Origin of the sequence: Alloscardovia macacae, from assembly GCF_002259705.1 — a bacterium.
Classification (GTDB): Bacteria; Actinomycetota; Actinomycetes; order Actinomycetales; family Bifidobacteriaceae; genus Alloscardovia; species Alloscardovia macacae.
On record NZ_MWWT01000004.1, the window covers coordinates 21,199 to 44,470 of the forward strand.

The 23,272-nt window shown below is 58.8% G+C and carries 15 protein-coding genes; 2 read left to right on the forward strand and 13 right to left on the reverse strand.

Features of this window, described 5'->3' with window-relative positions; all coding sequences use genetic code 11:
* Window positions 1–396: 396 nt before the first annotated feature.
* The 4 genes from ALMA_RS02510 to ALMA_RS02525 form a co-directional block, all read right to left on the reverse strand.
* Window positions 397–2,661, reverse strand: a complete 2,265-nt coding sequence (locus tag ALMA_RS02510; RefSeq protein WP_094726259.1) for an exo-alpha-(1->6)-L-arabinopyranosidase — start codon at window positions 2,659–2,661, stop codon at window positions 397–399.
* Window positions 2,662–2,772: 111 nt separating this feature from the next.
* On the reverse strand, window positions 2,773–4,887 hold the full coding sequence (locus tag ALMA_RS02515; RefSeq protein ID WP_094726260.1) for a beta-galactosidase: 2,115 nt from the start codon (window positions 4,885–4,887) through the stop codon (window positions 2,773–2,775).
* 164 nt (window positions 4,888–5,051) lie between these two features.
* Entirely contained in the window at window positions 5,052–6,395 is a 1,344-nt protein-coding gene (locus ALMA_RS02520; protein ID WP_094726261.1) for a glycoside hydrolase family 30 protein, read from the reverse strand.
* A 129-nt stretch (window positions 6,396–6,524) separates the two neighbouring features.
* Window positions 6,525–7,778, reverse strand: coding sequence for an MFS transporter (locus tag ALMA_RS02525; protein WP_094726262.1), 1,254 nt, complete (start codon window positions 7,776–7,778; stop codon window positions 6,525–6,527).
* 413 nt (window positions 7,779–8,191) lie between these two features.
* Here ALMA_RS02525 and ALMA_RS02530 point away from each other — a divergent pair, with 413 nt between their 5' ends.
* On the forward strand, window positions 8,192–9,853 hold the full coding sequence (locus ALMA_RS02530; RefSeq protein WP_094726263.1) for a hypothetical protein: 1,662 nt from the start codon (window positions 8,192–8,194) through the stop codon (window positions 9,851–9,853).
* A 136-nt stretch (window positions 9,854–9,989) separates the two neighbouring features.
* Window positions 9,990–11,441, forward strand: coding sequence for an amino acid permease (locus ALMA_RS02535; RefSeq protein WP_244568837.1), 1,452 nt, complete (start codon window positions 9,990–9,992; stop codon window positions 11,439–11,441).
* Between the two features lie 103 nt (window positions 11,442–11,544).
* Here the strand turns inward: ALMA_RS02535 and ALMA_RS02540 are convergent, their stop codons facing one another.
* From ALMA_RS02540 to ALMA_RS02580, 9 genes are all read right to left on the reverse strand, one after another.
* On the reverse strand, window positions 11,545–12,546 hold the full coding sequence (locus ALMA_RS02540; protein ID WP_094726293.1) for a glycosyltransferase family 2 protein: 1,002 nt from the start codon (window positions 12,544–12,546) through the stop codon (window positions 11,545–11,547).
* 86 nt (window positions 12,547–12,632) lie between these two features.
* Window positions 12,633–13,778, reverse strand: coding sequence for a quinone-dependent dihydroorotate dehydrogenase (locus ALMA_RS02545; protein WP_094726265.1), 1,146 nt, complete (start codon window positions 13,776–13,778; stop codon window positions 12,633–12,635).
* Window positions 13,779–13,864: 86 nt separating this feature from the next.
* The gene (locus tag ALMA_RS02550) at window positions 13,865–15,121 is read right to left on the reverse strand and encodes a lipoate--protein ligase family protein (protein WP_244568838.1); all 1,257 of its coding nucleotides are present in this window, start codon (window positions 15,119–15,121) and stop codon (window positions 13,865–13,867) included.
* Window positions 15,102–16,145: a 3-isopropylmalate dehydrogenase gene (locus tag ALMA_RS02555; RefSeq protein WP_094726294.1), complete on the reverse strand. Its 1,044-nt coding sequence runs from the start codon at window positions 16,143–16,145 to the stop codon at window positions 15,102–15,104. Before ALMA_RS02555 ends, ALMA_RS02550 begins: the two co-directional genes overlap by 20 nt.
* Window positions 16,146–16,220: 75 nt before the next feature.
* Entirely contained in the window at window positions 16,221–18,668 is a 2,448-nt protein-coding gene (locus tag ALMA_RS02560) for a S9 family peptidase (RefSeq protein ID WP_094726266.1), read from the reverse strand.
* A 47-nt stretch (window positions 18,669–18,715) separates the two neighbouring features.
* On the reverse strand, window positions 18,716–20,059 hold the full coding sequence (locus tag ALMA_RS02565; protein ID WP_094726267.1) for an App1 family protein: 1,344 nt from the start codon (window positions 20,057–20,059) through the stop codon (window positions 18,716–18,718).
* Window positions 20,049–20,441 carry a glycine cleavage system protein GcvH gene (gcvH, locus tag ALMA_RS02570; protein WP_086106809.1) on the reverse strand — a complete coding sequence of 131 codons (393 nt, stop codon included), beginning with the start codon at window positions 20,439–20,441 and terminating at the stop codon, window positions 20,049–20,051. The genes ALMA_RS02565 and gcvH overlap by 11 nt, the downstream gene beginning before the upstream one ends.
* Window positions 20,442–20,572: 131 nt before the next feature.
* Window positions 20,573–22,495, reverse strand: coding sequence for an NAD(+) diphosphatase (gene nudC / locus ALMA_RS02575; RefSeq protein ID WP_094726268.1), 1,923 nt, complete (start codon window positions 22,493–22,495; stop codon window positions 20,573–20,575).
* Between the two features lie 90 nt (window positions 22,496–22,585).
* Window positions 22,586–23,248: a DUF4916 domain-containing protein gene (locus tag ALMA_RS02580; RefSeq protein ID WP_094726269.1), complete on the reverse strand. Its 663-nt coding sequence runs from the start codon at window positions 23,246–23,248 to the stop codon at window positions 22,586–22,588.
* Window positions 23,249–23,272 lie beyond the last annotated feature (24 nt).

A 23,272-nucleotide genomic window follows, 5' to 3' on the forward strand; every position in this document is an offset into this window, starting at 1 on the left:
TCATCAGGGAGATTCTGAGATTTGTGAAAAATTATGTAGATTTCTTCAGTGTAGCGCGCAGCACGGTTATTTCACGGACACGTTGTGTGTAAATCATCTCACGCAGAGGCCCATTTTCTCTGTTCCGAGGACCTTTCTGGGCAAAAAGTGAGACGATTTACACACAACGTGGCCACGCGGGTATACGCAGCACCGCCCCACAGCCCGCACCCCCGCAGCACCACCCCACAGCCCGCACCACAGCCGACCCCACAGCCCGCACCCCCACGCAAAAAGGGCGAGACCCGCATACCACACACAGGTCTCGCCCTCATAACCGCTGAAGCTGCCCTACCCTTGCTGCTTCAGCAGGTCTTATTATACCGGGAGTACAGCGAACTCACCCCCGCACTCCCCTTACGCCTTCGCGCGCTCAGCCGCGTAGTCCTCGAGCAGGAACTGCGTCAAGCGACGCCCTTCCTTACCGAAGAGGACTGGCATGGAGTTAATAGGCATGGTCTCCATGAAGAGCTGCACGCCGAGGTTATCTTCTGGGATGGCTGGCAGCTCACCGGTGGCACCCTTCTCCAGCATGTGCTGGACTGCGAGCGCGCCCCACGTATCGGCCTTAAACTCGCCATAGTTCGACCACTCGTTCAGCTCCGCGTAGAAGTCATCTCCGGCCAGAGACATCGTTTCACGTGAAACGATGTCACGCGAGGACGTAGCCACTTCCACCCCATACTCGCCAGCGACTACGCGCCAGCCGCCGTCCTTCTCGGACCAGTAGGCGAAGGCGCGGTCGTCGAGGTCGATGCTTACGCGCACACTCTCGCCAGCCTTCACGAAGACCTTCTGGAAGCCCTTGAGCTCGTGGACTGGGCGCTGCACTGGAGTGGTATCTGCAGGATTTACATATACCTGAATCACTTCAGCACCATCCACTGCAGAGGTATTCGTCACTGTGGCGCTCACACGCGCAGAGGTCGCGCCCGTAGCTTCCACAGCCACGTCCGACACAGTAAAGGTGGAGTAGCTCAGGCCATAGCCAAATGGATAGGCCACGTCCACGTCGAAGGTGTCGTAGTAGCGGTAGCCTACGAAGATGCCTTCGCCATAGTCTACGACGCGGTCACCGCCAGGCCAGTTCACCATGGAAGGGTCGTCCTTGATGTCCAGCGGGAAGGACTGAGCGAGCTTACCGGAAGGATTGGCATCACCAAACAGGATATCCGCCACAGCAGAGCCGCCCGCCTGACCGAGCAGCCACGTCTCGAGGATAGCTTTCGCGTTCTCCTGCCATGGGTTCATCTGCACGGCCGAGCCATTCGAAAGAACGGCCACCACGTTCGGATTCACCTCAGAAACAGCAGCCAGAAGCTCGAGCTGCTTGGCAGGCATGTCCAGATGCGTGCGGTCAAAGCCCTCAGACTCCTCTTCCTCAGGAAGACCCATAGCGAAGACCACCACGTCTGCCGCGCGTGCAGCCGCGAGAGCCTCAGCCGTCAGCTCATCCGTCTGCTCCGAGCGGTCCAGCGTGAAGCCTGGCGCGAAGGTGAAGTCTGCACCGCGCTCCTCAAGAGCGTCCAGCAGAGAAGTCATCTTCGTCGGATTAATGTGCGAGGAACCGCCACCCTGATAGCGTGGTGTACGCGCGAACTCGCCGATCACAGCCACGCGCACACCCTCAGCGGCCTCAGCACCATCGCCAGCCCCCAGCGGCAGCAGCCCATCCTCGTTCTTCAGCATGACGATGGATTCCTGAGCCGCACGGCGCGCGATGCGGTGGTGCACGTCCTTGTCGAAGACGAAGCCTTCCCGCTCCATAGCTTCGCGAGCCTTCTCCACGAGGTCGAGCATACCCTGAGCCATGCGGTCGAGCTGCTCTTCTGGTATGCGGCCATCCTTCACAGCCACGACTATCTCGTCATCCGTGTAGCTCGGTGGCATCTCGAGATTCAGCCCAGCATTCAGCGAGGCAGCGCGGTCATGAACTGCACCCCAGTCACTCATGACGATGCCCTCAAAGCCCCACTCGCCGCGCAGAACGTCGGTGAGCAGCCAGCGGTTTTCCGAGCCGAAGACACCATTCAGCTGGTTATACGCGCACATAATGGTCCATGGCTGTGCAGTCTTCACGATGTGCTCGAATGCTGGCAGGTAGATCTCGCGCAGAGCACGCTCGGATATGCGTGCGTCGATGCGCAGACGGTCGGTCTCCTGATTATTCGCAGCGAAGTGCTTCAGCGAGGTGCCGATGCCCTGAGACTGCACACCTTCCACGATGCCCACAGCCTCGTGTCCGGCGAGGAAAGGATCTTCCGACCAGTACTCGAAGGAACGCCCGCCGAGCGGATTACGCTTGATGTTCACGCCAGGGCCGAGGATGACGGCCACATCTTCCTGAATGCACTCTTCACCCATAGCCACGCCCACTTCGCGCACGAGGTCTGGGTTCCACGAGCTGGACATGCCTGCAGCTGGTGGGAAGCAGGTAGCTGGCACAGTGTTCTTCATATCCAGCGCTGCCGTCTCGCTCTTTTCCTTACGCAGGCCATGAGGTCCGTCCGTCAGCATGTATCCTGGCACGCCGAGGCGCTCTACTGGCTGGAAGTGCCATGCGTCGCCACCCGAGGTCAGGGACGCCTTCTCTTCTACTGTTAAATCGTGTACGTTCACCATTGAGTTATCTCCATTAACGTCTATGTGAGGTAAGTATCTTCCCGCCCATCCCGACGATGGTGAGTAGGTACTTACCTCCGTATTTTAGTCCGACAGTCTTACCGCGACACGCTAGCCGAGGATGACCGCGAGATTCCAGCGACCGAGAGTAATCTCCTGGCCCGCTTCTACGGCCGTGCCTGCTGGCAGTGGCGCTGCTTGCCCCGTCAGCTTTCCGTCCTGTCCGATGACTTCCGGCGCCACGAGCACTTCGCCGGCTACCGGCGAGGCGAAGGTGACTGGCTCGGCCGAGTAGTTCAGCAGATACGTGGCGGTCTTTCCTTCTGGCGTGACGGTCTGGCGCACGGTGACCGTGCCTGCGAGGTCTGCGCCCGGCACACGGATGCCCGCATGCTCGACGGCTTCGCGCAGGATAGCGCGTGCAGCGTCTGCAGATGGCAGCGTCGCGATGTACTCGGCATCGCCCGCGCCGAAAGCGTGGCGCGTGACGGCTGCGTACGAGTTCCACGCGTAGTGGTCGTATGCGGCGAGCACCTCGACATCGTCGCTTTCCGGCTTCAGAAGTTCAATTAATGCTTCAGCGTGCGATGCTCCCTCGAGCACCGGTCCCGAGATGGTGACCACACCATCAGGGCGGGTGAATTGGTTATACGAAACGCCGAACACATCGGTCAGATCATGCGGAGCCTTATCCTGCCAGACCTTCGTATTCTCGTCAGTCACGAACGAACGCAGCGAGCTGACGAGGTGGCCACCGTCGCGCACGTACTCGCGCAGCGTGTCGATGGTGGACTGAGGAGCCACGTACAGAGCAGGCGTGAGCACCATCGCGTACCGGTTCACGCGCTCAGCAGGCGCATTCACAGGCAGAATGTCCACTTCCACGTTCAGTTCAAAGAGCGCGTCATAGAAGCGGCGCACGACGTCGTTATACTGCGTACTGCCACCGAACGGGAAGCCCGACTCGAGGTTAAACCAGTTCAGCGCGGTCAGAGCCTCATTCGAGACCATGATGGCCACACGGTTCTGCTTTGTAGAGTGCAGGAGGCGGCCACCCACAGCAGGGTCGGCCATCTCACGGCCGAAGACGCCAGCCTCTTCGTAGGTCGGATTCTTCTCGAAGTCGTGCGAGAGCACACCCTTCCAGTACGTCTCGAAAGAGTTATGGATGGAATGCCAGTGCCAGTACATGACACCGTCAGCACCGTTCGCCACGTGAGAGTACGCCTGCAGGCGCAGCTGACCAGCGTATGGCAGCCAGCCGTGCTGTCCCTGTGCCTCGGTCTCGAGGACGATGAAGTTCCGTCCGTCCTTCACGCTGCGGGCCACGTCTCCACCGAAGCCTATCTCCTTACCGGTCAGGTGCTCTTCGGTCGGATGGTAGATATCCACGCCGGAGATATCCAGAGCCTTACCGGCTTCGAAGTGGTTCACTGCTGGCTGGACGCCGTAGGAGTATCCACGCCACTCGTAGTCGAAGTTCTGAGTGATGAACTGGTCGTCACGCATGTACTCGCGGACGATTCCCGCCTGCCAGGCGAGGAATTCGGTGACTACAGCGCGGCGGAACTCATCGAAAGTGCCCTTCAGCGAGCCATTAATAGTTCCGGACACATCAGGGAAGTTTTCCCACGCATCCACGCGGTTCGACCAGTAATCCAGACCGAAAGCCTTATTCAGTTCGTCCGTCGAACCATGGAAGCGCTCGCGCAGAGACTTCACGAAGAGCTTCTGCATGTCTGGGCTGCAGGAGTCATAATACTTCGTCTCGTTATCCACCTGGAAGCCGATGACCTGAGGATGCTGAACCGTGTGCGAGATGAGCTGGCGGATAATGCGCTCAGCGTAGAAGCGGTACGTCCCGTTCACGATGTCCATGTTCTGGCGAGCACCATACTTCGCCTGACCAGAGCCGTCCTGGACAGCGAGCACGTGAGGGTCGAGCTCCACGAGCCAGCTCGGCACTGCTGCCGTAGGCGTGCCGATGATGACCTTAATGTCATACTTTTGCGCAGCTTCGAGAGCGCGGTCCACGTGAGCGAAGTTAAAGACGCCTGGCTCTGGCTCTTCGGTGCTCCACGTGAATTCGGCGATGCGGATGACGTTCATGCCCGCTTCGCGCATCATCTGGAAGTCCGTCTCGATGCGGTCGAGATTATGAGGAAGGATATATTCGTCGTAGTACGCAGCTCCGAAAAGGAACTGATCGACCTGTGTGTGTGCCATGAGAGATACCTCGTCGTATGTAGGTGAATGGATGGATGGATGGTTGGATGGATAAAAGGTGGGTTGTGTAAGAATTCGCCGTTTCGTACAGCCGAAGAAAAAGGAAGAATTGGCCATACGAAACAGCGAAAACGAAAGGTTCGAGCGGAACTCAGCGAAACGCCTTAGTCCAGCACGAAGGTGTTAAAGGAGCGCGCCGGCAGCGTAACGCTCAGCCCCTGCTCAGGGCGTGCAGGGTTCGCGAAGGTGAACGGCATATCCCTATCCAGCGCGTTCTGAGCCACGACCACGACCGTGCCGTCCTCGTTCTCGAACGCGATGGCCATGGAGTTAAAGTGGCCGGTGCTGCCCAGCACGCGTGCGCCAGACTTCACGAACTTCGCGAAGTGCTTCATGACGTAGTACTCCGGGTTACGCGTGAGCTCGCCGGTCTGGGAGTTCACGGTGTACAGAGAGTTCTGCATCCAGCCCCACGTGGACACGACCTCAGTGAGGACCATGTTCCAGTAAGTGTAGGTGGTGGAGCCGTTACGGAAGTAATGGTTCATGAGGTGGAAGATGTACTCGGCGTAATCCCACGCGTTTTCGCCATTACCGCACTCGGACTCGGTCTGGAAGATCTCCAGCTCTGGCCAGGATTCGTTCGTGCGCTGGATAGCTGCGCGGCCAGCCCACTGGTAGCCCACGCCGGAGATGTACTTGCGGGCCTCGTCATCGAAGAGGATGTTATCGACCCAGCGGTTATAGTTATCCATGCGCATGCCGTAGCCCACGCCCGTGAAGGCCATGTCTTCTGGGCCGTTCAGCGTACCGAGGCAGATCTTCGTGTCGAGGCCTTCGCGCTCGAAGGTCGGCCCGAGGTAGTCGCGTACGAAGACCTTCATGTCCTCGCTCGTGTACAGGCAGCTCGGGAACTTCTGGTCTGCGAAGACTTCGTTCTGTGGGAACAGGTGCGTCACCTTAATGCCGCGTTCTGCATACGCACGCACGTACTTGACGAAGTAGTTCGCGTAGGCCTGAAGATTTTCCGGCTCCATGACCAGACGGCCGAAGTTATACACCTTAGGGAACTTCATCCACGTCGGAGGCGACCATGGGCTCGCGAAGAGCTCGAGGTCTGGCTGGTACTTCTGTGCGCGGCGGATGTACGGGATGAGCGTCTGCTCGTCGCGTTCGACGCTGAAGTCCTTCAGCTCGGTGTCGCCGTCCGTTTCGTCATAGCTATACCAATTCAGCGAGAAGTCGTTCGCTCCTACAGGCGCGCGGTTAAACGTGAAGTTCATCTCGCTTGGGTCGAAGAGCTCCTTAAAGACCTGCTCTGCGTCGTCCTCGCTCGCATACTGCGTCAGCGCCTGGTAGCCGAGTTCGTTAAAGCAGCCGCCGAAGCCGCGGATGGCTTGGAACTTTTCGCCCGTCAGCTGGAAGTCTGCGGATGCGTTCTGCGTACTGCTGTCAATCTTCTGCTCGACAAACTTATTCTCTTGCGTCGTCGAAATCCATGTAGTCATGGTGTTCACCTTTCACATAAGTAGATAAGTAGTATTAAGAGCGCACCTGATACAGCGGAGAAATGAGAGGCAGGTACGCTCTTAAGTTTTGTGTTTTGTGTTTTGTGTGGGGCTTCCCTACTGACTGCGTTACTTCGTCGAACGAATCATGTAGAAGAAGACCACTGCTATGACCGAGAAGGCGATAGCTACTGGGAAGACACCGTTATATCCAGCGACGCCCACGAGGATACCCGTCAGGATAGGTCCTACCATCTGGCCGAGCGTGGTAGCGATGTTCAGGATACCGAGGTCCTTACCCGACTCTTCTGGGTTCGGCAGGACGTCGATGTTCAGAGCCTGATCCACTGCGCCATATACTGCGTAGCCGAAGCCTGCGAGTGCCGCGAAAGCAAACATGGACCATTCCGTCTTAAAGACCCATGGAAGCAGGTAGCCCACACCCATGCAGACAGATGCTGCTGCTACTGGGAGCTTACGGCGGCCTATCTTATCCGAAATGAAGCCAGAGCCGAGGGAACCGATGAGACCAGCCACCATAACCACAGTGGACATGCCAGCCATGATGGTAGCAGAACGAGTCTTTTCGATACCCATGTAGTCCTGCAGGATGAACAGCTGATAGTTCAGGATCATGTAGTAGCCGAAGATGAGGAAGGTACGGCCGAGGAAGGCGAGCCAGAAGTCGCGAGCACCCTTCGTAGGAGGGATGAAGGACTTGAGCAGATCACCAAAGCCGGACTCTACAGGAGGCAGGTCTGCTGCAGACTTTTCCGTAGGCCAGATGAGCACTGCTGCCAGGCCGGAGATACCCATGAGGATACCAGAGACGAGGAAGCCAGGAAGCACAGCATTAATGAAGAATGCTGCGATGATGGTACCCATAGACTGGCCGATGGTGGTACCCAGAGACATGAATGCAGACATCGATGCGCGCATATCTTCTGGAACGCGGTCAGACAGAGCAGCGATGATAGGGGCTATCATGGCATTCAGGCCGAACATGCACACGCAGTACCAGAAGCCGATGAGCCATGGGTTATCGAATGCGCCCGTCAGGAAGAGGGATACGCCACCGACGACGCCACCACCCAGAATCCATGGGGTACGGCGGCCGAAGCGCGAACGGGTTCGGTCTGAAAGGTTACCGAAGAGCAGGTTCGAGACGAGGGACGCCAGAGCCGTAGCCGAATTCAGTGCAGTGAAGATGGCCGTGTAGTTCTGTGGCGCGACGTCCTTCAGATGCTGAGGCAGCAGAACAGCCGAAACTACAGCAAGTCCGCCCATCCACAGCAATGCGAAGAAGAGGAATGCGAGGTAGTAGCGCCAGCGGTCGAGGACCGTAAGCTTTGCCTGTGGCACTTCAGTAGTTACTTCACTCATGTAAATCTCCTTTGATGAGTGTCTCCATTAACGTGAACTATGAGTGTTCGTTTGTTTACTTATGCGTTAAATGTGAACGTTCACATTTTCCTGTTCTACTGTAGCACAGGTTCTGCCGAGCTGCCAACCCATCGTGCTCACTTTTAACGAAAATCTAGTGTAGCACAGGGTTAGTAAATTCATTTAACTAACGTATCTCCTCGACGAAAAACGCTCAGAACCCATGTAATTTCAACGCGTTCGAGGTCCACACTCTGAGACACACTGATAACGTTCACAGAAAAATTGACCTGCGACACGCAGACAGATGAAGCACCCAGCAGAAGCTCCCCCACGCACTTAGCACACCCTGTCCGCTAGAATAGAGCCATCAGAGAAGAATGACACGAAAAAATGTAAGGGAAGAACGGAATATGACCGATGAACACGGCATCCCATCGATGGGAAACTTCAGCCCACGCGATGACGGCGCGGACAGTGGCGACGTTCTGAACGAATCGCGCTGGGAGATACCGAATCTCGACGGCATCGACTTCGGAGCGCGCGCTCAGCAGGATATCGAGAACACTCAGTCTCTCACCCAGCTCTCCGAGCACACCTCCAGCGCACTGCACTCTCTCCAGGCTGAAGAAAAGCGTGAAGCAGATGAAGCACTGAAGGATCCTGTAGGAGAAGCCCAGCCGGCCCAGCCAGCTCAGCCTGCTGAAGAAACGCAGTCCTTCGACCCTCTGGCTGAGTTCGCTGACGAGCCGGAGCCTCCAGCTGAGCCTGTAGCACCAGCCACCGCATTCCCGGTCACAGTACAGCAGCCAGCACCAGCGGCAGTGGCAGAGCGTGCAGAGACGCCAGAGTCTCAGTCCGCACTGGATGAATTGGACGAGTTTGCAGAATATGAGCAGACGAATGCCACGGGCTCGCTGCCTCCTGTAACGGGCGCTATCCCAGCCGTCCAGCCAGCCGCGCCGGACTCTCTGCGCTCCTCGCACCGCTCGCCGAAGTCCGAAGAAGCCAAGCAGCAGAACTCCACGAACCGCTTCCTCATCATAGGCGTCGTCAGCGTGCTCGTCCTCGCTCTCATCATAGGCTTCACCATCTTCTTCAGGAATACAGCCAGCGCTGCCACCCATGAGCAGCTGCTGAACACCTGCACTCAGAGCCGCCAGGCCGCTACACAGTCCTCAGCATCACTAAACACCACCATCTCTGACGCACAGAGCGTGGCGGACACCCAGTCTGCAGATGTAGAAGACACGGCAGTGCTCACGAAAGCGAAGAATGCCATAGACCAGGCGAAGGCATCCATAGAGAACGAAAAGAATCTGGATTCCTGCGCCACTGAGATGACGGATAACCAGCTGCGCTCTCTGGCGGATAATGCGGATAAGATAGTAGCGAATCAGAAGACCTATACCACTACTATCAGCCAGACGAAGTCTGCCGTGGAAAAATCGAAGCAGAGTAAGACCCAGGCCACCGCAAAGAACTCGCTGACCGCAAAGCGCCAGGAAGCGCAGTCCCTCTACGAACAGTCGAAGGGGAAGGTGACGGATGAAACCACACGCGAGAATCTGAAAAAGGCCATCGACGCAGCAGATGAACTCATCGCTCAGAGCACGAAGAAAGTAACGGCAGACCAGTACTCCGCAGCTGTGGAGACCCTGACGAACACCATCACCGCTGTCCAGAACTCCATGAAGACCTACGAAGAACAGGAAGCGAAGAAGAAGGCCGAGGAGGAGCGTAAGAACGTGGCAGGCATCTGCTCGGCGTACGCTGGAACCTACTCGAGCGGGGCTACACAGTTCACCCTGCGTGGGGACTGCTCACTCCAGTATGGCGATAGCTCCACCGGCACGCCGACTACCTGCACCTTCGCAGACGGCAGCTCCGGAGCGTGCGCCACCGTGGATAACGAGGATAATCCGTCGCGCATAAACTGGTCCATCGCCTGCTCAGCCGGCTCGGAGGGCGCCGCTACTGGCACGCGTGAGTGTCAGAATGCGAACGTTACCCTCTCGAGGAACGGTGCAGGCGCTAGTATAAACGTAGGTGGACAGAGCTTCACGCGGCAGTAAGCACAGTAAGTACACTGCTGAGAGAACGAAGGCGGCACGTCGGAACCATCTGGCGTGCCGCTTTGCGTTTCGCCCTGCCACGCAAGAAGCACACGTCCGCCACTTCAGCTAGAGAAAACCTAGAGAGAGGCTGAAATTGACAGAAAAAGAAAAACACAACACAGAAAAACCGGGCGGTGAGCAGCTCACCAAAGGCCTGCAAAACCGGCACATCCAGCTCATCGCGCTGGGCGGCGCCATCGGTACGGGCCTGTTCTACGGCTCGGCCGAATCCATCCAGCTCGCCGGGCCGTCGATTCTGCTCACGTATCTGCTGGGCGGCGCGCTCATCTTCCTCATCGTGCGCGCGCTCGGAGAGATGAGCACGTACGACCCGAAAGCCGGCGCGTTCAGCTACTACGCGAGTCATTACTGGAGTAAGCGCGCGGGCTTCGTCAGCGGTTGGAATTACTGGGCGAACTATGTGCTCGTATCCATGGTGGAGCTCGCCGTCGTAGGCCAGTTCGTCCAGTACTGGTTCCCGGCCATTCCCGCGTGGGTGAGTGCAGCCGTGTTCATGGTGGTTATCACCGCGGCGAATCTGCTGGGCGTGAAGGCATTCGGCGAGTTTGAGTTCTGGTTCGCCATTATTAAGATCGTGGCCGTGGTGGCCATGGTCGTGCTCGGCATCGCGGTGATCCTGCTGGCTGTGCCGGGTGCGTCGGGAGCTGTTCCTGGGCTGCATAATCTCGCGAATTTCTTCCCGCATGGATTCTTTAGCACGAGCTCGCCTTCGAGCGCAGGCTCAGGCGGCGTCGCGTATTCCGGCATCCTCATGGCGCTCGTCGTGGTCATGTTCAGCTTCGGCGGCACCGAACTCATCGGCATTACGGCCGGCGAGGCGGAAGATCCGCAGAAGTCCATTCCGAAGGCCACGAATGAGGTCGTCTGGCGCATCCTGCTCTTCTATGTGCTCGCCCTCGCCGTCATCATGTGCGTGGTTCCGTGGGATCAGATAGGCGTGCCGAACGCGGATGGCGTGGTCGTCAGCCCGTTCGTGCAGATCTTCGACTCCGTGGGCATTCATTTCGCGGCCGGTCTGCTGAACTTCGTGTGCCTCACCGCGGTCATCAGCGTGTATAATTCCGCGCTATATTCTAATTCCCGTATGCTCTACTCCCTGTCCATTCAGGGAAACGCGCCGGCCTACCTCGCCCGCACGAACGCGCGCAGCGTTCCGGCATGGGGCGTTCTGACGTCTGCTGGCATCACCGTTATCGCGGTCGTGGTCGTCTTCCTCTGGCCTGACTTTGCGTTCAATTATCTCATGAGCATAGCGACCTTCTCCGGAATCCTAAACTGGTCGCTCATAGCCATCACGCAGATGAAGTTTAGACGTTCCATCGGCGAGGACGAGGTACGCAAGCTCACCTTTAAGCTTCCTTTCGCCCGCGTCACCCCGTGGATCATCCTCGCTGGCATGGCGGTTATTTATGGCCTCATGTGGCTCTCGCCGAGCTACCGTGTGGCAGCATGGCTAGGACCAGTGTGGTGCATCGTGCTGCTCGTAGCCTATGAAGTGCGCGAGCGGATGGGCAGGAAGAGCTAAGAAACTTCCCTACCACTCTGAAAAAGCTCCCGAGCAGTCATCTGCCGGGAGCTTTTCTCGTCCGCTCAGCGCGGATACGGTCGAGGAAAAATTGACCTTCAGACTACACGCGCTCTTCGACGATGTAGCGCGGACGATGCTTCACCTCGAGGTAGATCTTCCCGATGTACTCGCCCACGATCCCGAGCGAAACGAGCACAGCGCTGCCGATGAGCCACAGCGACAGCATGATGGACCCCCAGCCGGCCACAGCAGCGCCGCCGAGGACGGACACCACCGTGTAGACGGCAGCCAGCAGCGCGACGAGGAAGGACGCGCCACCCAGCCAGAAGATCATGCGGATGGGCGTGACGGAAAAGGACGTAATGCCGTCGAGTGCGAACGCCACCATCTTTCCGAGCGGATACTTCGACTCTCCAGCCTGCCGCTCAGCGCGCTCATAGAAGACCTTCGAGGAACGGAAACCGAGGTCGGGCACGATGCCGCGTAAGAACAAGTTCGACTCGCCATACTGGGCGAGAGCCGTCAGAGCCGCGCGGCCGAGCAGGCGGAAATCGGCATGATCAGGGATGGTATGCGTGCCCAGCGCGGACATGAGGCCGTAGAAGGCGTGCGCTGTGCCGCGCTTAAACGCGGTATCCGTGGCGCGGCTGGACCGCACGCCATAGACTACTTCCGAGCCAGCGCGGTACTGCGCGACCATCTCATCGATGGCATTCGGGTCATCCTGCAAGTCCGCATCCAGAGAGATAGCGCAGTGTGCGCCCACAGCCAGAGCTTCCATCATGCCCGCGTAGACCGCGTTCTGGTGGCCGCGATTATGGGCGAATTTCAGGCCGGAGAAGACGGAGGGTCCAGCGCTGTCCTCCGCGCCGGAGTCTGCTGCTTTCACGCCACCAGCGCCGCCAGACGCCAGCCGCGTAATCTTCTCCCACGTGTCGTCGCGCGACCCGTCGTCCACGAACAGCACGCGACTACTCGACTGAATCTGACCAGCAGCAGCGAGCGCGTGCAGCTTCTCACCGAGCACGCGGGCCGTCGTCTCGAGGACTTCCGTCTCGTTATAGCACGGGACGACGAGCAGCAGGCGCGGGGCGGGACGCATGGTTTCGGAGCCGCCAGCAGAACGGGCGGGACGTATGGCTTCGGGACGGGTTTCGCTCGTATCCATTCGCATATCTGTCATCCGCGCTACTCCACGTCCACACCCACAGCCTCAGCCACCGAGCTGAAGCCGTCGCGGCGCAGAAGCGAGGCGAGTCCACGCTTGAGAACGGTGATATTCTGCGGTCCGCGGTACATGAGCGAAGTGATGAACATGACCAGGCTCGAGCCCTTCCGGATCTTCGCGTAGGCCTGTTCTGGAGTAAACACACCGCCGATGCCCGCTATCTCGAAGCGGTCATGATACTCGCGGTATGTCTTTTCGATGAAGGAATTATTCAGCTCACCGGTCGGCAGACCGGACAGGCCACCCACCCAGTCTTCTGGCACGTCGAGCCCCTCGCGGTTTTTACGAAGGTTCGCGATGGACACTCCCTGCACGTTATGCGCAGCGAGCACGTCCAGCAGCTCCTTAAATTCTTCCCAGCTTTTATCGCTCGGCATCTTCACGAGCACCGGCTGGGTGCGCTCTATGGTATCCAGCTTCGTGAAGAGCTTATCGAGGTTCTCCGGCTTCGTAAACTGCTCACCCACCGTGGTATTCGGGCAGGAGATGTTTATCTCCAGCATGTGGGTGTGGTCGGCTGCGCGGCGGAAGGACTTCGCGTAGTCCTCCACGCCTTCGTCGATGTCTCCCACGAGCGCATCATTAGTGCGGGCGATGGAGGCAGAGATGCGCATGGTAGACGAGTTCAGGTACGCTTTCTCCACGCGCGGCATGACCACGCCGATTCCTTCATTCGCCAGACCCACATGCACCATCATGGATGCATACTCCGGCAGGCGGTGGAACCACGGGCGAGGATTTCCAGCACACGGGCGCGAGGTGATGGAGCCGATGGTCTCGAAGCCGAACCCGGCATTCTCGAGGAGCACAGGCAGGTCACAGTTCTTATCCAGCCCAGCCGACAGGCCGAATGGATTCGCGAAGGTGAGCCCCAGCGCCTGAGTCTCGAGGATAGGATCCGTGTAGTCTATCATGGCACGCAGCGCCCACATGAGTGGCGGGATGTTCCGCGTGACGCGTGCGAACTGAATCATCTGGTCGTGGGCTTCATCCGGAGACTGGTCGAAGACGATGGGCTTGACCGCCTCCTTATACGCGAGCTGGAAAAGTCCTGTGCTCGCTCGGTTTACCGTGTCTCGGATGATGTTCTCGCTCACGTATCCCATAAAGCCTCCTCAGTGCTGGATGTACAGCCGGATATACTGTGACCCAGTTTACTCCCCCGTCTACTCTATCCGGTTACTCTATCCGTCTACTCTATCCGCCGCGTCCACGCCTCGCTCGAGTACACACGCTCGGCGAGCTCACGCGCAGCGGCCAGAGTCTCTGCTTGGTGCGGGGCGTTCATCGGCTCCACGTGCACGTGCGGGATGACCTGCTCGGCTTGCTTCTGCAGAGCCGCGCACAGCTCGTCGCGCGTGAGGGACGTCTGGCTTTTCAGCGGATCGACGCGCTTGGCTGCGGACTTGACGGCTTTATCTGCCATCTTTTCGCGGGAGATGCGCAGCACGTCGAGCATTTTCGCCGCGTCGATGTCGTACGCCATGGTGACGTGATGGAGCACGCTGCCGTTCGCGTCGTGTGCACCCGCACCGTTCGCGTCGATTCCGTCCGCGCTGCCCGAGTCTCCCGCGCGGAAACGCCGCTGCGCCGCCCCGCCTATCTTCCCGGCTGGCGAGGTGATGTCATTAATCGGCTTATAGTGCGCGCGGATACCGAGATTATTCAGCGCGAGCAGCACCCATTCGTCGCAGCGTCGGTACGCCGGGTACCCGCTCAGCTGAGCGCCCTCGCCGTCCACGCCCGCACCGGATGCAAGGAAGCGTCCCGGCACGTACAGCGAGTACGTGATGGTATTTCCCGGCTCCACGAACATGGCGCCGCCGCCCGTCATGCGCCGCACGACCGTAAATCCGAGCTCGCGTGCGCGCTCTTCATCCACCTCGTTCGTCACGCTCTGGTGCAGGCCTATGATGACCGCGCCCGCGCCCCACTGCCAGAACCGTAAGGTCGCGCCGCGCTTTCCGTCCGCCACTTCCCGCGCAAGCACCTCGTCGAGCGCCATGTGCATGGCCGGCGAGCGCGGTTCCGGGTCGTCGAGAATGGTCAGGTCGAGCTTTTCCCACGCTGGGCTGAGGATGTCAATTTCCTCGTCTTTTTCACTCGTCCCCGCCATCGCTGCAGATGCCACTTCCACGCCGCGAGCGCGCGCTATGGCATTATCGATAGCTTCAGCTGTCAGTCCCACGAGCTGAGCTTCGGGGTAGGTGCGCTGAACCTCGTCCAGTGCTGCAGAGGCGCTCACACCGAGCAGCGCGTGCTCGAGGGTGGAGACCACTGCTGCTGGGTCGTCCACGCCGTCGATGAAGAAGTCTCCATCGAGGCTGATATGGCGAAGCCGCCCGTCTTCACGCGATTCGTGAAGCTGGACGGCTACGAGCTTTCCGCCGGGGACTTTATATTCTCCGCGGCGTATGACGGTGTCTGTGTTATTCAGAAAGTCTGTCAAGGATATCCTGTCCTACCTGCTCAGTAGAGCGCTGAGTGGACCCCTTTTCGGCTATGTCTGCTTCCACAGCTGCTTCGATGCGCTGGGCTGGCTCTTCGAGACCGAGGTGACGAAGAAGCATGGCTGCAGACAGGATAGCCGCAGTAGGGTTCGCTATGCCCTGTCCTGCTATGTCTGGAGCAGAGCCGTGGATAGGTTCGAACATGGATGGATACTGGCCGGAGGCATTAATGTTCCCGGAGGCTGAGTATCCTACACCGCCCACCACTGCACCTGCTTCATCGGTTATGATATCCCCGAAAAGATTATCGGTCAAGATAACGTCGAAGCGGCCAGGATCAGTGACGATGAAGATGGTGGTAGCATCGATGTGCAGGTAGTCGTGCGTGACTTCTGGGTACTCTTCCGCTACCTCGTTTACGATGCGCTGCCACATGTCTCCCGCATTCACGAGAACGTTCTTCTTATGCACGAGAGTCACATGCTTGCGGCGCTTCATGGCCAGCTCGAAAGCATAGCGCACCGTGCGTTCCACGCCAGGCGCGGAGTTAATGGATACTTCCGTGGCCACCTGCTGGTTCGTGCCCGCATGGGTGGAGCCGCCGGCGCCTGCGTAGAGACCTTCTGTACCTTCACGCACCACCACGAAGTCTATCTCCCCTGGATTCGCCAGCGGTGAGGTGACTCCCTTATACAGCTTTGATGGACGCAGGTTAATGTAGTGATCCAGAGCGAAACGCATCTTCAGGAGGAGCCCGCGCTCGAGGATGCCTGCCTTAATGCGTGGGTCGCCGATGGCTCCGAGCAGGATGGCATCCGTCTTCTTTATCTCCTCGAGGATCTCATCCGTGAGGATGACGCCATCCCTCAGGTAGCGGTCTGCTCCGAGGTCGAAAGGAACATAGCGGAACTGGGCCACGCCTTCGGTAGCCTTCTCCATCACGGCCTGAGCCTGTGGAGTAATCTCTTTACCGATGCCGTCTCCTGGGATGACGGCTATGGTGTATGTCTGTGCTTCGGTCATGCTCCCAGTGTACGAGAGCATGACCAAGATGCGACCTTCATGTCCACGAAGCGGACATCGATGTATGTGCGTGTGTTACTCGTGGATACCCATAAGGTCGAGTGTCCACGCATTTTCGAGGCTTACTTCATCCCACTGCTTATAGCGTCCGGAGACACCTCCGTGGCCGGCTTCCACTTCTATCTTCGCGAAAGCCTCCACGCCCACTTCTGGCTCGGTCAGGCGCGCTATCCATTTGAGCGGTTCCACATAGAGCACGCGGGTGTCATTCATGGATGTGGTGATGAAGATGACTGGGAAGTAATCCGTTCCGAAAGTCTCCTCACGCTGCTGAGAAGTCATCACATTCTCGTACGGCGTGTACGCCTTCATGTAGTCATACACCTCAGGGTTATGGAGAGGATCTCCCCATTCATCCCATTCGGTTACCGTCAGAGGAAGGGACTCATCGAGGATGGACGTGAGCGCATCCACGAATGGCACGTCCGCTTCGATGCCTGCGTAGAGGAATGGCGCAGCATTCGCTATGGCACCCATGAGCAGACCGCCAGCGGAACCACCATTCGCCACAGTACGGCGAGGATCTGCTATGCCTGCGTGCTCGAGAGCAGCAGTCACATCCACAAAGTCGTTAAACGTAGTGGTCTTCTTCAGACGCCTGCCCTGCTCATACCAGGCACGGCCCATTTCGCCGCCACCGCGCACATGCGCCACACAGAAGACCACGCCACGGTCCATGATGCTCGGGCGCGCCACGGAGAAGCTCGGGCTCATGCTCGCCTCGTAGGAACCATACCCATAGATGTACATAGGGGCTCCCGTACTCTCCTTCTCCTGTGCTCCATACATCTCCTCGAGAGCGGGAGCAGTAAGCCCAGAAGCGGAAATTGGCAGAGAATCCAAAGCCGGAACCATGCCGCGACGCCAGACGAGCGAGACAGGAACGCGCACGCCGTCTCGCGCCACCACCCACAGGCGGCGCTCCGCATACAGGCTCGCGTCGTAGTTCTGCACGTGCGCCTTACGCAGCAGACGGTCCTCGCCGGTCAGCGGATTCAGCTCGCGCAGCTGGCTCGGCTGCGTGTACGAACCGAAACCATAGCGCAGAACAGGAGACTCATAGGACGGATTCGCGCCGAAGCCCACGGATGGCAGCACGTCCGGATCACTCTCACCGAGCTTCGTGAAGGAGAGCGGACGCCCCGCCTTCCAGTCCTCGAAAGCCTGATGCTTACTCATCACAGCGCAGTGTCCCAGACCGTCAGCACGGTAGCTGAGCGTCACGAAATTCTTATAGATGCCCAGTCCCCCCACCTGCAGACCGGCCGTCCCCTGCAGAATCTGAGGGTTCACCTCGCTGAAGAACGGCTCACTGACCGCACGAGCACGGTCCTCGTGCGACGCCTGCTCACAGCCGTAATCCGAGCCCACAGCCACGCACGTGCCCTCGCCGAGCTCATACTGCTGACCAGGCTCGTGGCCACTCATGTCGATGATGTCTATCTCGAAGTTCGGATGGCGTACATTATGGACCACCACGGCCACAGGCACGTCTGCACCGCCCTCGCCACAGCCTTCGAAGCGCGCGAAGGTGACGTCATACTCCACACCTTCCTTTCGCGCGATGAATGGGGCGAAGCGGCGTGCATCTGCGCTGTCCGCATCCTCTACAAGAAGCCCCGGAATGTCTGCCACAGGAAGATGCAGAACTTCCGACGTCGTCTTCGAGGACGACTCGATGATGATCATGGATTCGTCGAAGGACAGGCCCGCACCCATCCAGAAGCGCTCATCCAGCTCGGTGAAAACGCAGCGGTCGTCCTCACCAGACGCATCCCCTACACGGTGAAGCCACAGCTCGCACGGGCGCCACGCGTCATCCGTGCGCACATAGAAAATCCACTGGCCATCCGGCGTACAGAAAGCGCCGGAGCTCACACGGTGGATGACGTCCGGAAGATCCTCGCCCGTGGTGAGGTTACGCAGATGCACGTCATAGCGCTCGTCGCCTTCCGTATCCAGGCTGTAGACGAGCAGGCGACCAGCCTTATCCAGGTCCAGTCCGCCCGAGCGGAAGAAATCATGACCCTGCGACTCGAGGTCTGCGTCGAAGACGACCTCTTCGCCCTCAAGCAGCTCGTCCACACTGATCTCCGGCGCTGTCCAGTCATCCGCGCCGCGGACAGGCACACGGCACTGGCGGCCATACTGCTTGCCTTCTTCCGTGCGCGAGAAGTACCAGTAGTTTCCCACGCGCGTGGGCACACTCATATCCGTCTCCTGGACGCGGCTCTTCAGCTCGTCGAAAAGAGTCTGCTTGAGCGGGGCCAGGCCCGCAGCCACTGCATCCGAGATGGCGTTCTGCGCAGCCACATACTCCTGCACCTCAGCGGAGTCTTTCTGGCGCATCCACTCGTAATTATCCACGAATTCGCGGCCGTGGTGGACGCGCAGCTGCGGTACCTTCTGTGCATGAGGAAGCTGAGAGCGGTCTATGCCGTGAGAAGAGAAAAAGTCTGTCATAGGAGGGTCCTTCGTCAGGAGAGGAAAAATTAGGAAAGTGGAAAAACTTAGGAAACGCCAGCACTACCAGGCACGCCATCCGCCGCATCCACACGCTCAGCCATATGCGCCAGCCCAGCCTGCAGCTCACGCTGGAACTCAGCCGCACGTTCATCGCGCGCGAGCTTCTCCAGCAGCGGAAGCATGGTGGACATGAGGCTCACGCCAGACTGCCCATAAAAGACCGGAACATCCACATCCGGCGCACTCGTCGGCGCGAGAATCTGCTGCAGATGCTTCTCATCCGAAGTCAGCTGCCGTATACCGATGGCCAGAATCCGCCCCGGATACAGCCGTGTAATGCGCGCATACGTCGTCGGATCCTGCTGACCGTCGTCGCCGAGAAGAATAAAGCGCATCTTCGGGAAATCCGACATAAGCTGCTGGACGAACTCGAGCTTATGCTGCACGCCCGAAGGAATGAAGGTCTTCGGCCGCGGATCGATATCCCGCAGCAGGATAGGCCCCTGCGGAAAACCATGCGCGCGAATAACCTCACGGATAGTGCCCTCCACATTCCACGGCGACGTGGACAGGTAGAAGAACGGCGCTCCCGGGAAGAGATCAGAAATCTTATTATAAAAAACGCTCATGCCCGGCACCGACGAGCGCTTATACGGGTTCGTAAAGAGGAACTTCATGGCCGCCTGCGCCACGTTCGGCACCTGCGAGACCATGATCGTGTCATCCACGTCCGAAATGATGCCCACCGGCGAACCGTCTGGCGAGATGAACAGCGGCGAGGTAACGGGAGCGCGGTTTTTCACGGCATACGTGATGGTATGCACGCCCGGAGTCATGTCCCGCTTCGCAAGCAGATCCATGTATCCCTGAGCGTCCGTGTTTATCTCGCTGACCTCCGAGACCGCGAGCGCGTCGAGGTTTTCGAAGCTCTCGAGGTTTTCGAGGCTCTCGAAACTCTCGAAGCTCTCGAACTGTGAAAGGTCGCCCACTTTTCCGGCTTTCCCCGCGAGCACCGGAATGCCGTCGATGCTGATGTGCACCGGCACTTTCGGCGCCGGCACCATGAAGATGTTCCGGATACCGCGGCTGACCGTGCGGCGTATGCCGTGGCCCGGCGCGCCGTATACTGTCCGGCAGATGACGCGCGAGAACTTCTCCGTACCGTAGCCCACGTACGGCTCGACGCGCGGATGCCACCCGGCTTTACGGGCAGCACGCGTGGACGCCGCGTACCAGCATCCGAAGATGCCGGTGATAGCGCGGCGCGTCAGCTGAATGAGCGGCGGCTTCCGGTCCGTCTGCTCGCGCACGGACGGCCGGTCTATGGTCGTGCGCGTGCGCTGAGCGAGGATAGGCTGCTTATTTGGTTTATTAGGCTTATTTGGCAATTTCCGCGTAACCTTCGGCGTCCATCAGCTCAGGCGAATCCTCATCGAGGTCTATCTTCAAGATCCAGCCTTCACCGTACGGGTCGGAGTTAATCACTTCCGGGTCATCTGCGACGGCAGAATTCACGTAACGGATGGTGCCCGAGACAGGAACCACGAGCGTGGAGATAGCCTTTGCGGACTCGAGCTCCACAGGCTCATCTCCCGCCTGAACGTCCGTGTCTACCTCAGGCAAGTCCACGAAAACGAGGTCTCCCAGCTGCTCCACAGCGTAATCCGTAATGCCCAGCACTGCAGGCGATACTGAGGTATCCACCCACACGTGGTCTTCCGAGTACTTCAGGTTCTCAGGGATGCTTAAGTTTGGTGCATTTTCAGTCATACGTTTATCTTAGCGCACGAGGAGCAGTTTCGCGTACAGAGTGAGTGTGATGCTCATTCTGTACGCGACTAACCGTACGAGACTAACCGAGCGCATGCGTCTACCGCACGAGATTAACCGAGCTCATGCGTCTACCGCAGCGTCGCGCCATACCACTGCTCTATCATGCGCAGAGCGATGGAATCCACACCAGGCAGATGTACCTGCCCACGCGCGAGCGCGCTCATAAGCTCATCACGGCTGAACCACTGAGCATCCCGCACTTCCGTGTGGTCCACGGTGATGTGCACGGACCCTTCTTCCGCCTGCGCTTCATACGCGAGCATGAGCGCTCCCGGATATGGCCACGGCTGAGAGCCGAGGTAGTGGACATTCTCCACATGTATTCCGAGCTCTTCGAAGACCTCACGGCACACGCTATGCTCCACGCTTTCACCTATCTCCACGAAGCCTGAGCACACCGAGTAGCGCCCTTCCTCCCATGCAAGGTTATTCTGCAGAAGGATACGGTCCTGCGCATCCGTAATGCGTACTATCATGGATGGCTCGATGCGCGGGAATCCCTCATGCGTAGGAATCTCGCTGCACTTCATGGCCCATCCTGCATGGTTCAGACGGTTTCTCGCTCCACAGTATCCGCAGTATAGTGCCTTCGAATGCCAGCGTTCGAGGCCTACGGCGATGGCAGCAAGCTGTGCGTCACGTGCACTCAGTAATGATGCCACTTCACGCAGGTTTATCCAGTCATACTGGACCACAGCCTTCTGAATGAGCTCTACCTTCAAAGCTATGCGGCTCACATCCACAGCTACGAAAGACTGACCGTCCACAGAACCGAGGAAGGAGAGAGCATTCCGATACACTCCTACCTCATCTGAGACGTAGGATCCTGGCACCACTGCGAGATGACGCTGATGCCCTGTAGTAACCGATGGAGACATGCCGTCCTTCGCGAGGGCCACACGCCCATTATGCACGAATATGACGTGCATATCCGGGCTCTTCAGTGTCTCGCACCAGTCCGCTTCTCCCAGCTCTTCGCGCTTCTCCACATTCCACTGCACGCCACCCAGAGTCAGCGGTACGTCGCGTAGCGGCTCAGATACGCGCAGATCCTGCAGCTGCTGCAGAGCGCTGTGGGAGCTTCGCTGTGCTGGGGCATCCGCCTCACGCACGACCGTCTGAATGAGCTCGTCCAGAGCGCGTGCCACCTGCTCCGGCTGCTCGAAGCTCGTGAAATGGCCCGAATCGAGTATCTCGGTAAACTGCACGTGGGGATTTCCCCCATCCACGAGAGCCTGAGCCATAGGCCGCATAACGTCCGGTGCTGCAGAATCGTCGCGCGTGCCACTGATGATGGCTGCTGGAGCAGAAATGGACCTCAGCGTATCCCACTCGTCGCGCCTCCCAGCCGCCATCCGCTGACGCCACGCGATGCCGGCCGGCGTCTGCGCGTTTATCCACGCGCGGAACTGCTCGATGAACGTACTCGACTTTTTAAAAGCACTGTCGCCATCCTTCGGCTCAGCGAAATGCAGGACGGGAGCGAGCGTCGCGTCCCGCTCAGCCAGCTCAGCGGCCGCAAGACGCCGCGCACGCTGCTCAGCACTGTCCGCGTCCGGCTTCGTATCGCACAGAGCCACGCCCGCGAGCGCATCTGGGAACTGACGCGCGAGCGAAAGCGTCGTATAGCCACCCATCGAAATACCGGCATAGATAGCTTTCTCGTAGCCACATCCCTCGACCGCACGAACGATAGACTCCGCCAGCCGGTCCATCGCTTCGGTGTATGCGCCATCCTCGGCTACCTCACCCACGACGTCAGCATCTGCAGGAGGATTTACACCCGCTCCAGGCATGTCCACAGCAAGAACGGTCACATCGTGGTCACTACCATCCAGAAGACTCGTCAGAGCTCGGGCCGTCTCATCCCATACGTGGTGGTCCACAGGGAACGCATGAATAAGTACGAGTGGCGGATTCTCTGGCGCCGAGCTCGCGGTTAGTGCACGGTGATACGTGTACACAGGTATATCAAAGTACTGAAGTGCCATACTGTGTACGCTACCACGCGAGGCTTACACACCTTCTTTCATTTCTTCCATGCGAAGCCTCGCACACGCCGTCTATGAGGTGCAGTTCTCTTACACGCCCGCCGCATTCAGTCCCTGCACGAGGATGCGGTCGAAGCCATTCGGAAGCTGAGCGAGAAACTCTGGAGCGAGTGCCACTTCTGGGCGCACCCACTCCACATCCAGCGTCTCATCCTTCGGCTGGCACTCTCCCACCATATCCACCATGTAGCACAGGGCTATGGCATGCTGACGCGCATCAAAGTACGGGCTCACGCCGGGAGTCGGGAAGAACTCGGCTACAGTGAACGGCTGGAGACTAGCAGGTAGATGCGGCAGTGTGACATCTCCAAGATCTCGCGCGATGTTCCGTACGATGGCCTCACGGATAGTCTCATGAACCACGACACGGCCTGCTATGAGAGTGCGCGAGACTGTGCCATCCTCATCACTGGCCGTAAGCAGCGTGCCCACATGGGAGATCCGCCCATACTCATCCGTATGCACGGGCAGGACCACGATGTACGGGATGGGCATCTTCGAGCGCAGGTCATCTATGGTCTGACGGTCCAGCCAGCCCGGAGGAACAGGCGTGCCACCGCGACCCGAGCCGGAGCCTGCGCCTGAGCCGGACGCACGTACGAAATCATCCGGAGTAATGTGGTCGAACTCGCCACGCTTACGGCCGGCATCAAAGTCATCATCATCTGGAACTTCATCATGGAGTACTGGCATGCTTCCATTATGACACTTAGCTGT